We start from the raw sequence: 14,013 nt of genomic DNA, 5'->3' as shown, positions 1-14,013 counted from the left end.
GTTGCCGTTCCTCGATCACTCGTACACCGGGGTCACTCGTACGCCGGAGTCCCCGATGGGGCTTTTCATGGCTATTGCGACCATCCCCGCAGGTCAGGAGCATACCGACGCGCCGGGGGCCAACAAAATCCCACCATCTTAGCCGGTCCCGGCTCCGGCCCGGACGCTTCGGGACTCACCGGCCGGGACCCGGACCCCGAGGAACCTCGTCGTCCGGCGCAGCCGGAAGCCGAGGTTCTCGTACAGCCGGATGGCGTTGGTGTTGGACGCCGCCGCGTGCAGGAACGGCTGCTCACCGCGGGCGCGGATCGAGTCGGCGACGGCGAGGACGAGGCGGGCCGCCAGGCCCTGGCCGCGGAACGCGGGGTCGGTGCAGACGGCGCTGATCTCCGTCCAGCCCGGCGGGTGCAGCCGCTCCCCCGCCATCGCCGCCAGCGCCCCTTCGCGGCGGATGCCGAGATACGTGCCCATCTCGATGGTGCGCGCCAGGAACGGGCCCGGCTGGGTGCGCTCGACCAGGTCGAGGATCTCCGGCACATCGGCGGGACCGAGCAGGACGGCTTCCTCGTCCGGAGCGGTCCTGATGTCCGTGCCGACGAGCTGCACTCCGTCGGCGCTGAAGGTGACCTCCCAGTCGTCGGGCGGCGGAACCAGGAAGCCCGCGAGCGACAGGGATCCGCCGGGGCCCGCGAGCGCGGCGGCGTCGGCCCAGTCCTCGGCGTCGGGGGCGTCCGGCAGCGCGAGCCACGGCGAGACGTCGGGCGGATAGCGCAGCAGCCGGCCGCGCCGCTCGGCGAAGTGCGCGTGCGGTCCGGTGAGCGAGGCCAGCGCGGGATGGTCCAGCGGATGGCCCGACACGACCGGGGACGGCTCCGGCGCACGGGGCGCGGGCGTGCGGGATATGGACCCGGGCGTGCCGCTCATGCGCCGACCTCGATCACGATCTTTCCCCGCACGTGCCCCGCCTCGACCGTGCGCAGCGCCTCGGCCGCGCGCTCCAGCGGGAAGGTCCGGGTCACGAACGGCCGCAGGGCGCCGCTCACCACGAGCTTCGCGACCTCGTCGAGGACCGCGGCCGTCCGCTGCCGTACGACCGCCGCCCCGCCGAGCTGGGGAACCGTCGCCTTGTCCGCCACGCTGAGCAGTTTCGTACGGTCCACCAGCAGCTCGGCCGCGGCCCTGAGATCGTCGCCGCCGACGAGGTCGAGGACGGCGTCGACACCGTCGGGCGCCACGTCCCGTACGCGCGCGGCGAGGCCGGGTCCCGGCGGCACATGGACGGCGCCCAGGGACTCGACGAACTCCTTCTTGCCCGCGCTCGCGGTGCCGATGACCCGCAGGCCGGAGCCGCGCGCGAGCTGGACGGCCGCCACCCCCACACCCCCGCCGGCGCCGGTGACCAGCAGGGTGGCGCCGGGCGGCAGATCGGCCTGGCGTACGGCGTCGTACGCGGTCGCCGCCGCGACCGGCAGTACGGCCGCGTCCGTGAACGACAGCGCGTCCGGCTTGTGCGCGGTGATCCCGACCGGCAGCAGGGTGTACTCGGCGTATCCGCCGGTGAGGGTGGAGCCGAAGACCGCGTCACCCACGGCGAAGCCCTCGACGCCCGCGCCGATCTCCTCGACCACACCGGCGGCCTCACTGCCCAGCGCCTCGGGCGGCGAGGCGGGCGGCGAGCCGGGGCGGCGGTAGCCGTCGCGCAGCTTCCAGTCGACGGGGTTCACGCCCGCCGCGCGTACGGCCACCAGCAGCTGGCCGGGGCCGGGGCTCGGCGTCGGCCGGTCGACGAAGGTCTCCACCTCCGGACCGCCGTGCCGGGTGAAGACATACGCCTTGGACGTGGCCTTGGGCATCGGGGCTCCTCGTTCTGGCCGCTGGCTTCCGTTGCCGCCGCCTACGTCGGACTGGGCAACAGCTGGTTCAAGGTGGATCACCGGCCAGCCTATTCCCGAGGTCACACGGTGTTCATGGAGCCCGGTGTTCATGGAGCCCGGTGTTCAGGAGCCGCGGCGTGCGACGTGCCTGAGCCCCGGCCCGCCCGGCATGCGGGCGGACCGGGGCCGGGGGCGGATCAGGAGGTGGCGCACTCCATCGACGCCGGGTCGGAGGCGTCACGGATCAGCGCGTCATGCGCCGCCTTGAGCCGCTTGACATCGGGCTTCATCACCTTGCGGTCGTAGGTGAGCAGTCCGTTCAGCTCGCCCTCCACATCGGTGATCTGGGTGTAGACCGCGCCATTGCTCCCCTGGCAGGCGAGCTTGCGCACATTGCCGAGCTGGGCCAGATACTCGTCGGTGTACGCGGCCTGGTCGACACCCACATAGGTGTGCTGCACCGGCCAGGCGTGGCCGGGCACCGCCAGCCCCAGTCCGCCGTACTCCCCGCTGACCAGCGCCCGTTTCCCGTCGGGCGCGGGCAGTTGCGGGCTCGGATAGCCGTGGGCGTCGGCGATGTCGCCGTTGCCGCCGTCCACCGCGCCGCAGCAGTTGACCCCGCTCATGTTGTTGACCAGCCGGCTCGGGTCCCACGCCTTGGCCTGGTCGGCGATCCGCGCCTGGTCGTACTGGCCCCAGCCCTCGTTGAAGGTGACCCACATGACCACCGAGGGGCTGCTGCTGTGCTGGTCGATCATCTCCTTCATCTCGTGTTCGTACTGGGCGCGGGACGCGGCGTTCGGCGTGATCGTGTTCATCGCCGGCATGTCCTGCCAGACCAGCAGTCCGAGCCGGTCCGCCCAGTAGAACCACCGGTCCGGCTCGACCTTGATGTGTTTGCGTACGGAGTTGAAGCCGAGCTGCTTGTGCTTCTTGAGGTCGTACGCGAGCGCCTCGTCGGTCGGCGCGGTGTGCAGCCCGTCGGGCCAGAAGCCCTGGTCGAGTGTGGCCATCAGGAAGGTCGGCTTGCCGTTGAGCACCGTGCGCGGCACGCCGTCGACCTTCTCGACCGTGAGGGAGCGCATCCCGAAGTAGCTGCCGACCTTGTCCTTGCCGGCCGTCACTTCCAGCCGGTAGAGATGGGGATCGTCCGGCGACCACAGACGCGGGTCGCGGACCGGCACGCTCAGCGTGCTTCCGGTGCGGCCGGTGACCGTGCCGACCGTGCGCTTTCCGTCGTACGCGGTGGCCGTGACCGGCACACCGTCCCGTATCCCGCGTACCTCGACCGCGAGCTTCTCGGCCGCGACATCGGGGGTGAGCCCCAGCGAGCCGACATGGTCGGCGGCGACCGGTTCCATCCAGACGGTCTGCCAGATACCGGAGGAGGGGGTGTACCAGATGCCGCTCGGGTCCAGGCGCTGCTTGCCGACGGGCGGGTTCTCGCCGTCCGCGGCATCGGTCGGGTCGTAGACGCCGACGATCAGCTCCTGGGTGCGGCCGGGCTTGAGCGCGTCGGTGACATCGACGCTGAACCGGTCGTAACCGCCCTTGTGCTCGGTCACCTTGGTGCCGTTGACGTACACCTCGGACTGCCAGTCGACGGCGTCGAAGTTGAGGTTCAGCCGCTTGTCCTGGCCTACCCGCCAGTTCGGCGGCACGGTGAAGGTGCGGCGGTACCACATCCGGTCCTCGTGCCGTTCGATCCCGGAGAGCTGTGATTCCACGGGGTACGGGACGAGGATCCGCTCGCGCAGTGTGGTGCCGACCGGCGGGCGCTCGCCCTTCTCGGCGGCGGCGAACTGCCACTGTCCGTTGAGGTTCTGCCACGCGTCGCGGGTCAGCTGCGGCCGGGGGTACTCGGGGAGCGCGTTCCCGGGGCCCACCTCCTTGGCCCAGGGGGTGGAGAGCTGGTACTCCGAGGTGTTGGGCCCGCTGCTCCAGAAGGCCGCGACCGGCTTGCCCTGCTGGGCGGCGAGCCCGCCCGCGCCGTCGTAGCGCAGATCGGCGGAGCCGCCCTTGCCGACGACGGGTTCCTTCAGGGTGACCAGCAGCCGCCTGGCGTCCTTGGGGTCGCTCCGCACGCTCCCCAGCGGCCAGGCCGCGCCGCCGATGATCGCGCTGAGATGGGAGACGAGGCCGGCGGGCGGGGCGGCGAGCTCCTGGACGAAGTCGAGCCGCAGGGTGCGGCCGTCCGGCAGCACGGTGGCGGAGGTGGCGCCGTCGTACGCGAAGCCGTCGGGCAGCCGGAACGCGGACTGGGGCACCGGACGCTTGCCGCCGCCGGGCTCGGTCCACCGCAGGTGGAGGTTGGAACCCCCGTAGTGCTCGAAGTACTCCACCTTGATGTTGTAGGCCCGGTCCGCGGTGAGCTCGACGGGCGGGGAGGTCTGCTCCTTCTCCCAGTCGTCGACCCAGTGGTCGATGGCGAGCCGGCCGTCGATCCAGAGCCGGAATCCGTTGTCGCCGATCATCGAGAAGGTGTGCGCGCCGGTGGTGGCCGGAACGATTTTTCCGGTCCAGCGCACGGTGACGTCGTCGGCCCGCCCGGTGGCGGCCGTCAGCCTCGGTTCCAGAGTGGCGAAGTCGATGGACGGGTCGAACCCGGTGGCCTTGAGTTCATGGAAGTCGAAGGCTCCGGGGGCGGACTGGGTGTAGTACTCACCCTTGAGCCCATGGGCCTCGACCGTGTCGTCGGCGGCCGAGGCCGCGGGGACCGCGGTGAGTCCCGCGAAGCCCAGAACGACGGCGAGCAGGAGAGCCAGTTTTCTTCGGATGCGCACATGTCCTCCTTGTGGCCAGCGCCCCCGACCGGTGGTGTCCGCCCGTCGGGGAACGGCGTCGGGTGCGTGCCGGACGTCGTGACGGGAGGACACCGCCGGGAGGGACACTGGGGTGGCGGCTCGTTGCGACAGTCTGTACAACGTTGGAAGGAACGGCAGTTGGCATGACAACATGCCGTTCCGCCCGCTGTCCAGGGTCACGACAGAGTGCGGGCCGGCGCCATATCCATCGATGTACGAACAGGGCAGGGGGCGGGCCCGCGGGCCCGCCCCGGAGGGGAAGTGCGGGTGTCCGTCAGCCTCAAGGACGTCGCGGAACGAGCGGGCGTCTCCATCAAGACCGTCTCGAATGTGGTCAACAACTACCGTCATGTCACCCCGGCGATGCGGGCCAAGGTGCAGCGGGCGATAGACGAGCTGGGCTACCGGCCGAATCTGACGGCCCGTCATTTGCGCAAGGGCCGTACGGGAATCCTGGCGCTGGCGGTGCCCGAGCTGGGCAACCCGTACTTCGCCGAACTGGCGGGCGCGGTCATCGACGTGGCCGCCGAGCACGAGTACACCGTGCTGCTCGACCACACCGGGGGCCGCCGGGAACAGGAGATCCTGGTCAGCCAGGGGTTCCGGGCGCAGGTCATCGACGGACTGATCCTGAGCCCCATCGAGCTGGAACGGGAGGATCTGCTCGGCCGCGACCACGACGCGCCGCTCGTACTGCTCGGCGAGCGGGAGTACGACCTGCCGTACGACCACATCGCGATCGACAATGTCGCGGCCGCCAGGACCGCGATACGGCATCTGCTCGCCGTGGGCCGGTCGAGGATCGCCTTCCTGGGCGCGCGGACCGACCGGGTCAATGAACCCTCGCATCTCCGGCTGCGCGGCTGGCGCGCGGAGTTGACCGAGGCCGGGCTGCCCGCGCCGGACTCGATGATCGCCCCGACCGGGGGGTGGGACCACCCGGACGGCGCCGCGGCGATGGCACGCCTGCTGGACTCCGGGGCGCTGCCGGACGCGGTCTTCGCGTACAACGACCTGATCGCCATCGGCGCGATGCGGGTGCTGTCGGAGCGCGGGCTGCGGGTTCCCGAGGATGTCGCGGTGGTGGGCTTCGACGACATCACCGAGGGCCGCTACGGCACGGTGACATTGACCACGATCTCGCCCGACAAGCAGACCATCGCCCGGCTCGCCGTGCAGTCGCTGGTGGAGCGGCTAGGTCCTGTCCGGGGGGAGACGGCGAGCACCGCCGATGACCAAGAGGCTCCAGGTGGGGCCAGGCCCCCCGGGAGCACGCGCGCACGTGAACTCCGGGCCGATTTCCGGCTGGTGGAGCGGGAGAGCACGGTCGGCCGGGGGTGACCGCGGCGCTCCGGGTGTTCTCCGCCGTTATCGCGCGAAGGGTTTACAGGCTCCGTACAACGATGTAAAAACCCTTCCGAACGATCTCAACGCACAGCACCTCTGTACGAGTTGACCTCCCGTGAGCGCCCTGCGCGCCGGGGCCGCGCCGAGATGGGGTTCCGCCATGAAGCCTTCCGCCGTCCGCCGCACCACCACCACCACGACCGTTCTGGCCGCGAGCCTGGCCGCCACGCTCGCGCTCACCGGCTGCGCGAAGTCCGAGGACGACGCCTCCGGCGACAAGAGCGCCTCCGCCGGGGCGGACGCGGGCCAGGTGGTCGCCTCGCCCAGCGCCGGAAGCTCCGAGACCTGCACCGTCGAGCGGTTCGGCGGCGAGAAGATGGATCTCTCCGGCGCGACCGTCGGCTTCTCCCAGTCCGAGAAGGAGGCCAACCCCTTCCGGATCGCGGAGACCGCCTCCATCAAGGCCGAGGCGGAGAAGCGCGGTATCAAGCTCCTCACCGCCAACGCCCAGACGCAGTTCTCCAAGCAGATCAGCGATGTCCAGGACCTGATCGCCAAGGGCGCGGACCTGCTGGTGATCGCCCCGCTGAACTCCGACGGCTGGGGCCCGGTGCTGCGCACGGCGGCAGCCAAGAAGATCCCGATCGTCACCATCGACCGGAAGATCAACGCGACCGCCTGCAAGGACTATGTGAGCTTCATCGGCTCGGACTTCATCGAGCAGGGCAAGCGCGCCGCGGACCGCATGATCGAGGCGACCGGGGGCAAGGGCAAGGTCGCGATTCTGCTCGGAGCGGCCGGAAACAACGTCACCACCGAGCGTACGAAGGGGTTCAAGGACCAGATCGCGGCCAAGGCCCCCGGCCTGGAAGTGGTGTTCGAGCAGACGGGTGAGTTCGCGCGGGAGAAGGGCCAGCAGGTCACCGAGCAGCTCATCCAGTCGAACCCGGACATCACCGGGATCTACGCCGAGAACGACGAGATGGGCCTCGGCGCCGTCAACGCCCTGAAGAGCGCGGGCAAGAAGGCGGGGGACGTCAAGATCGTGACGGTCGACGGCACCCGCAACGCCGTGCAGGGCATCGTGGACGGCTGGATCTCCGGGGTCATCGAGTCCAACCCGCGCTTCGGGCCGCTGGCCTTCCAGACCCTCGACACGTTCACCAAGGGCGAGGAGGTCGCCCAGGACATCGTCATCCAGGACAGCGCCTACACCGAGGCGAACGCCACGTCCGACCTGGGCAAGGCCTACTGACGTGCTGTCGGTGACCGGCCTGTCGAAGACCTTCCCCGGCGCGCGGGCCCTGGACGGCGTGGACTTCGCCATCGGGCCCGGCGAGGTCCACGCGCTGATCGGTGAGAACGGCGCCGGCAAGTCCACCCTCATCAAGCTGCTCACGGGGGTGTACCGGCCGGACGAGGGCGAGATCCTCTTCCGGGGCGAGCCGGTGCGCTTCGCCACCCCGCTGGAGGCGCAGCACGCCGGGATCTCCACCATCTACCAGGAGGTCAATCTCGTCCCGCTGATGAGCGTGGCCCGCAATCTCTTCCTGGGGCGCGAGCCCCGCGGCGGGCTCGGGCTGATCGACTTCGGCCGGATGCACCGGGAGGCGGACGAGGCGCTACGGGCGCTCGGGCTGCGCGTCGACGTACGGCGGCCCCTGCGCACGCTCGGCGTCGGCGCCCAGCAGATGGTGGCGCTGGCGCGGGCCGTCTCGGTCGACGCGCGGGTGGTCATCATGGACGAGCCCACCTCCTCGCTCGAACCGCGCGAGGTCCGCACCCTGTTCGGTGTGATCAGGATGCTCAAGGAGCGCGGGATCGCGGTGGTCTACGTCAGCCACCGGCTGGACGAGCTCTACGAGGTCTGCGACACGGTCACCGTTCTGCGGGACGGCAAGCGGGTCCACACGGGTCCGATCGCGGAACTCGACCGGCTGACGCTGGTGTCGCTGATGCTGGGTCGTGAGATGAGCGAGGTGCGTGGCGAGGGCCTTACCAAGTTCACCGGCGGCCATGACACCGGTACCGAACCCGTCCTTGAGGCAATGGACTTGACGGTACGTCACCACCTGGACGGAGTGTCGGTGCGAGTGCGTCCCGGTGAGGTGGTGGGGCTCGGCGGGCTGCTCGGTTCGGGCCGCAGCGAGACCGCGAAGGCCATCGCCGGGGCGCTGCCGCCCGACTCGGGCCGGGTGCTGGTGGCCGGGCAGCCGGTGCGTACCGGCTCCACGCCCGCCGCGATCCGGGCGGGCATCAGTCTGCTGCCCGAGGACCGCAAGGCCGAGGGCATCGTTCCCGGACTGTCCGTACGGGAGAACATCGCCTTGGCCGCGCTGCCGGGGCTCTCCCGCTTCGGTCTGGTCGACGACGCCCGGATCGACCGGGTGGTGGACACCTTTATGAAGCGGCTGCGGATCAAGGCGTCGGGGCCGCACCAGAAGGTCGGTGAACTGTCCGGGGGCAATCAGCAGAAGGTGCTCCTCGCTCGCTGGCTCGCGATGCGGCCCAAGGTCCTGCTGCTGGACGAGCCGACCCGGGGCATCGACGTCGGGGCCAAGGCCGAGGTGCAGCGGCTGATCGACGAGCTCGCCGGCGAGGGGCTCGGGGTGCTGCTGATCTCGTCCGACATGGAGGAACTGATCGAGGGATCCGACCGCGTCGTGGTCCTCAAGGACGGCGCCGTGGTCGCGGAGCTGACCGGGACCGAGGTGACGGAGGACCGGCTGCTGCACGCCATCGCCTCGCAGGGGGGAGCCCGCGATGACTGACCTGGCGGCGCCCAGGCGCGTACCGCTCGACCGCGCACGGCTGCTGGCGCTCCTCCAGGAGTACGGCGTATACGCCGGCGTGGCCGTACTGCTGCTGGCCAACGTCCTCTTCACCCCGCACTTCCTGTCCGCGGAGAACTTCCGTACTCAGGCCGTACAGGTCGCGCCCGTCCTGATCGTGGCGCTCGGCATGGCGCTGGCCATCGGCAGCGAGGGGGTGGATCTCTCCGTCGGCTCGGTGATGGCGCTGTCGACGTCCCTGCTCTCCCTCTATCTGGGGTACGGGCCGTGGATCGCGCTGATCGTGGCGGTCATCGGCGGGGCCGTCGTGGGACTCGCCAATGGCTCGCTGATCGCGTTCATCGGGGTGCAGCCGATCGTGGCGACCCTGGCGCTGATGGTCGCGGGGCGCGGCATCGCGCTGGTGCTGCTCCCCCAGCTCAAGGACGTACGGGACCCGGCGATGGCCTCGCTGGGCTCCGGCGATCTGCTCGGCATCCCCTATCTGGTGCTGATCGCGGCCGTGCTGGCGCTCGCCGTCGCCTTCACCGTACGGCGCACGACCTTCGGCCGGCAGCTGCTCGCGATCGGCGACAGCCGGCCGGCGGCGAAGCTCGCCGGTCTCCCGGTGCGCAGGGTGCTGATCATCGTCTACATCTGCTCGGGTGTGCTCGCCGCGATCGCCGGTGTACTGGCCACGGCGCGGCTCCAGGCGAGTGACCCGACGTCACTCGGAACCCTGATGGAACTGTCCGCGATCACCGCGGTGGTGGTGGGCGGTACACCGCTGAGCGGAGGCCGGATCAGGATCGGCGGCACGGTGGCGGGCGCCGTACTCATCCAGTTGCTGACCGCCACGCTCATCAAGCACGATCTGCCGCCGTCCTGGACGCAGATCGCGCAGGCCGTGGTGATCGTGCTCGCGGTCTACGCGGCACGGGAACGGGGGAAGCGGTGACCACTGTGCGGACCGGGACCGGACCCAGGGAGCAGGGCCTCCCGCCGCTGGAGGAGGAACCGCTCGGCGCGAGCCGGGCCGAACGCCTCAGCGCGCTCGCCCAGCAGCACGGCGCGCTCGTCACCCTCGTCCTGGTGGCCGTCGCCGCCTCGATCGGCTTCGACACCTTCCTGACGGGCGACAACCTGGAGAACATGGCGGTCTCTTCTGCCTTCCTCGCCGTGGTCGCCCTCGGCATGACCTTCGTCATCATCACCGGCGGGATCGATCTCTCGGTGGGCTCGCTGTTCGCGCTCGGCGGGGTGCTCGCCGCGTGGGGCTCGCAGTACGGAACGGCGGTCGCCCTGCTGCTGCCACTCGCGGTGTGCGGACTGATCGGCCTGGTCAACGGGTTGCTGATCGCACGGGCCCGGCTGGCGCCGTTCATCGTGACGCTGGCCGCGATGCTGCTGGCGCGCGGAGTCCTGCTGTCGGTCACCGACGAGGGCTCGAAGACCTACCTGGTGGACGAGCGGTCCTTCTTCGCCCGCCTCGGCCAGGACAAACTGCTCGGGATCGGCCTGCCGGTATGGATCACCGTGGCGCTCTTCGTCCTGGGCGCGATCGCGCTGCGCCGCAGCCGCTTCGGGCAGTATGTGTACGCGGTGGGCGGCAACGAGGACGCGGCGGCGCTGATGGGCGCGCCGGTGGCCCGTACGAAGATCGCCGTCTACACCCTCTCCGGCCTCTGCGCGGGCCTGGCCGGCGCGCTCAACGCGGCGTGGCTGGTGTCGGGGGTGACCATCCTCGGTGCGGGAATGGAGCTGGAGGCGATCTCGGCCGTCGTCATCGGCGGCACGCTGCTGACCGGTGGCTTCGGCTTCATCAGCGGCTCGCTCGTCGGCGTACTGCTGCTGAAGGTCATCCAGAACGTGATCAACCAGATCGGCTCGCTCGACTCCGCGTACCAGCAGGTGGTCAGCGGGGCGTTCCTCGCGGTGGTGGTGATCGCGCAGACCTGGCTGGGCCGCAGACGCCGGATGCTGTGACAAGGACAAGGACAAGGACAGCGACGGGGACAGGGCCGACGGCCGTGACCCGCGCCGGCCCTGTCCCGTTCCGCGCTCCGCGCGGGGGACGCGGGGCACGGAGTCTGCGCGACGAGCGCCGCCATCAGCAGCCACACGCCCGCACAGCACGCGGCGAGCGTCTTGTACGCGTCCTTGGCGCGGTGCCTCACTGTTTCACCGTGTGAGGTCGCGGGTCGTCGGTGTCTTCCCGGTGGATCGGGCAGTCGCACCGAGGCCGAGGCCACAGAGCGGACAGGTTGTTGTCTCGCGTTTTCGCGGGGTGGACGGTGTAGCGGGGTACGACGGTCGTCCGCACGCCGCCCGGACTCAGACGGTAGACGGAGATGGTCATGGTCGTGGTCACGACGCCAGTTCCTTGGCGCTCCGCCACGCGGCCCGGAGGTCCCGCGCCTCTCCGCAGTCGACGCCGTTCGTTCGGCAGCCGTTGCATCCCTGCGTGTGCTTGATCCATGCGTTGTACGCGGTCTGCACTCCAAGCGTTATGGTCCGCGCGGCGGAAGCAGCTCTCCCGTCGGGTTCGAGGGCCGCTCCCCACCCCCGGGACCGATCGTGTGTCACGCATGCGCCGCACCTCCGCCGTGGGGTTTGATGCGACGAGTGTTTCCGCTGTCAGTCCAAAGCCCCAGGGATGCAGCACCCTAGTTTTGTCACGCTAATCGGCCACCCCGAGAAACTCCGCGAGGGAGCGCAGTCCCTCGGGGTGGTTGGGCAGGGCCCACAAGTCCTCGACGATGGCAACGGCAAGAGTGTGATGCTGCATCCACGTAGGCGTCACTCTCCGGAGCGCTTTGAGCGTGCGCACCGCCCCCTCCGCGTCTCCGACATCCGTGTGTGCGCGTGCGACGTCGAGAAGCAGCCACGTGCGCCACGACGGGGGCGTGTCTTTCGCCAGCCGCATTCCCTTCGACAACCGGAGAGCCTCTTCCGGATGTCCGAACTGAACTGCCAGACGCACGCGTTCGATCCGCACGGACGACTTACTGAAGACGCTCACCATCCGCGTGTCTTCTTCGGCCGGCAACTTGGCGACGCGTTCGGCGGCCTTCTCCGCAGTGCGCATCATCTCGTCGGCACGGTCGTAATCGCCCCGTCGAGCAAAGCTCGTCGCAGCGGACATCAGAAGCCCTCCCCAGACACGCACCCCCTCCGCGGTGCCAAGATGGTCCCGTTCTACCCGGGCGGCAGCGTGCAACGCTACGGCTGTGGCGTCGTCCAGCCGGTTCTGACGCTGATAGGCCCACGCCACGCTGTTACAGATCATGGGAGTCAGCAGTGGGTCGGAGGACGCGTCGGCCGCAGCTATCGCCCGTTCGAGGCTCATGAGTGCGAGATCGGTCTTCCCCAGCCTCACGGCGAGATGTCCGCCGAGCTGGAGCACCTTTCCGAGTGCTGCCTGGGCGCCTGCCAGATCCGCGGCCACGAGCCGGCGGGCATCCATGACGATGCCCGGGAACGACTTCATCAGGCTGTCGAACTCTGCCGCATGGTAGTCCGACCACGCGTCCGCGATCTGATCACGCAGGACAGACACGGACAGCCCCTCGGCTTCGGACGGGTCCGGTAGCGCTGAAAAGAGTGGTGGGGTGATCGCACGGCGCACTGCGACGAGTGCGGGAGAATCCCCTTCGCCGGTTGACGGAGCGCCCGGGGGGTCGCCCAGGAGCGTGGTCAGCTCGACCCCCAACGCGTCAGCGAGTGCGTGAAGTGTGGGTAGCAGAGCCGACTTCTTCCGACCCTGTTCGAGGTGGCGGATCACGTCGACCGACACAGCGGATCGTTCCGACAGTTGCTCTTGCGTCAGGTCGGACAACTTCCGAAGGCGACGTAGTGTCGATCCCAGTTTCTTGCTCACGCAGTAAACGGTACGCCGACGAGAGGGCATCCAACCTGGGAAAGCTTCCGACCTCTCATCCGCGGAGATACCGGGGGCTTCACCGTCCTACCGGGGACGACCGTAGGGTCCTCCCCGCGGCGGCCGCTGTGCGCAGCCGGGCATTCAGGACCCCCGCGCGGACGTGAGCAGCTCCTCGTACACCGCGTACGTACGGCGGGCCACCTGGTCCCAGCCGAACTCCCGCACCGCGCGCCGCCGGCCCGCCGCTCCCATCCTGGCCGCCGACTCCGGATCGTCGAGCACGCGGTTGAGCGCTTCGGTGAGACCCGACTCGAAGGCCTCCGGGTGGCGTTCGTCGTACGGCACGAGCAGGCCCGTACCCCCGTCGTCGACGACCTCGGGGATTCCACCGACCGCCGAGGCGACCACGGCCGTTCCGCACGCCATCGCCTCCAGACTGACGACGCCGAGCGGCTCGTACACCGAGGGGCAGGCGAACACCGTCGCGTGGGTGAGGAGTTGGACCACCTCGGAGCGCGGCAGCAGCTCCGGGATCCAGTGCACACCGTCGCGCGTCCGCCCCAGTTCCTCGACCAGCTCACGGAACTCCGCGCCGATCTCGGGGGTGTCCGGGGCGCCCGCGCACAGCACCAGCTGGGCGCCGGGGTCGAGGGCTCGGGCGGCACGCAGCAGATGCGGGACGCCCTTCTGGCGGGTGATACGACCGACGAAGAGTACGAAGGGGCGGTCGGGGTCGATGCCGATCCGGTCCAGTACGGCGGTCCCCCGGTCCGGGCGGTAGAGGCGGGTGTCGATGCCGTTGTGGACGACCCGCACCCTGTCCGGGTCGAGCGAGGGATAGCGGGCGAGGAGGTCGTCACGCATGCCCCGGGAGACGGCGATGACGGCGTCCGCGCCCTCGACGGCCGTGCGTTCGGCCCAACCGGAGAGGGCGTAACCGCCGCCGAGCTGCTCGGCCTTCCAGGAGCGCGGCGGCTCCAGGGAGTGCACGGTCATCACATGCGGGATGCCGTACAGCAGCTTGGCGACATGGCCGGCGAGATTGGCGTACCAGGTGTGGGAGTGGACCAGGTCGCGGCCCTCCAGGGCGGCGGCCATCGCCAGATCCACCGAGAGGGTGCGCAGCGCGTCATGGGCTCCGTCGAGTCCGGCGGCGGCCCGGTGGCGTACCACCCCGGCCGCGGGCTCCGTGTCGCCGTCGCCCCAGCAGTGCACTTCGAGCTCGGTCAGGGAGCGCAACTCCCGTGCCAGGAGCTCCACATGGACGCCGGCACCGCCGTGGACGTCCGGCGGATACTCGCGGGTGAGCAGCCCGAGCCTCACGCCATCCCCCC

10 protein-coding genes are annotated in these 14,013 nt (G+C 70.1%); 5 read left to right on the top strand and 5 right to left on the bottom strand.

Features of this window, described 5'->3' with window-relative positions:
* Positions 1-138: 138 nt before the first annotated feature.
* The 3 genes from ACIRQP_RS13870 to ACIRQP_RS13860 all read right to left on the bottom strand — a co-directional run bounded on the left by ACIRQP_RS13870 (position 139) and on the right by ACIRQP_RS13860 (position 4,657).
* On the bottom strand, positions 139-924 hold the full coding sequence (locus tag ACIRQP_RS13870; RefSeq protein ID WP_403888309.1) for a GNAT family N-acetyltransferase: 786 nt from the start codon (positions 922-924) through the stop codon (positions 139-141).
* Positions 921-1,853, bottom strand: a complete 933-nt coding sequence (locus tag ACIRQP_RS13865) for an NADP-dependent oxidoreductase (protein WP_403888306.1) — start codon at positions 1,851-1,853, stop codon at positions 921-923. The genes ACIRQP_RS13870 and ACIRQP_RS13865 overlap by 4 nt, the downstream gene beginning before the upstream one ends.
* Positions 1,854-2,071: 218 nt before the next feature.
* The gene (locus ACIRQP_RS13860) at positions 2,072-4,657 is read right to left on the bottom strand and encodes a PA14 domain-containing protein (RefSeq protein ID WP_403888303.1); all 2,586 of its coding nucleotides are present in this window, start codon (positions 4,655-4,657) and stop codon (positions 2,072-2,074) included.
* A gap of 288 nt (positions 4,658-4,945) precedes the next feature.
* On the opposite strand from ACIRQP_RS13860, the gene ACIRQP_RS13855 reads away from it, so the two are divergent.
* From ACIRQP_RS13855 to ACIRQP_RS13835, 5 genes are all read left to right on the top strand, one after another.
* Entirely contained in the window at positions 4,946-6,019 is a 1,074-nt protein-coding gene (locus tag ACIRQP_RS13855) for a LacI family DNA-binding transcriptional regulator (protein WP_403888301.1), read from the top strand.
* A gap of 166 nt (positions 6,020-6,185) precedes the next feature.
* Positions 6,186-7,280: an ABC transporter substrate-binding protein gene (locus tag ACIRQP_RS13850; protein ID WP_403888298.1), complete on the top strand. Its 1,095-nt coding sequence runs from the start codon at positions 6,186-6,188 to the stop codon at positions 7,278-7,280.
* Position 7,281: 1 nt separating this feature from the next.
* Positions 7,282-8,796, top strand: coding sequence for a sugar ABC transporter ATP-binding protein (locus tag ACIRQP_RS13845; RefSeq protein WP_403888294.1), 1,515 nt, complete (start codon positions 7,282-7,284; stop codon positions 8,794-8,796).
* Positions 8,789-9,754, top strand: coding sequence for an ABC transporter permease (locus ACIRQP_RS13840; protein ID WP_403888291.1), 966 nt, complete (start codon positions 8,789-8,791; stop codon positions 9,752-9,754). Before ACIRQP_RS13845 ends, ACIRQP_RS13840 begins: the two co-directional genes overlap by 8 nt.
* 47 nt (positions 9,755-9,801) lie before the next feature.
* The gene (locus ACIRQP_RS13835) at positions 9,802-10,782 is read left to right on the top strand and encodes an ABC transporter permease (protein ID WP_403888598.1); all 981 of its coding nucleotides are present in this window, start codon (positions 9,802-9,804) and stop codon (positions 10,780-10,782) included.
* A 694-nt stretch (positions 10,783-11,476) separates the two neighbouring features.
* On the opposite strand, the gene ACIRQP_RS13830 is transcribed toward ACIRQP_RS13835, so the two are convergent.
* Together ACIRQP_RS13830 and glgA are read right to left on the bottom strand one after the other, a co-directional pair.
* Complete coding sequence (locus tag ACIRQP_RS13830; protein WP_403888288.1) at positions 11,477-12,706, bottom strand: helix-turn-helix domain-containing protein; 1,230 nt, start codon at positions 12,704-12,706, stop codon at positions 11,477-11,479.
* A 114-nt stretch (positions 12,707-12,820) separates the two neighbouring features.
* A complete protein-coding gene (glgA, locus tag ACIRQP_RS13825; protein WP_403888285.1) occupies positions 12,821-14,002 on the bottom strand; it encodes a glycogen synthase in 1,182 nt (393 codons plus the stop codon).
* Between the last annotated feature and the right edge of the window lie 11 nt (positions 14,003-14,013).

It is taken from the genome of Streptomyces sp. NPDC102274, from assembly GCF_044766385.1.
Lineage (GTDB): Bacteria > Actinomycetota > Actinomycetes > Streptomycetales > Streptomycetaceae > Streptomyces.
Note: the sequence above shows the minus strand (reverse complement) of the source record. Positions and strands in the feature narration are given on the sequence as shown.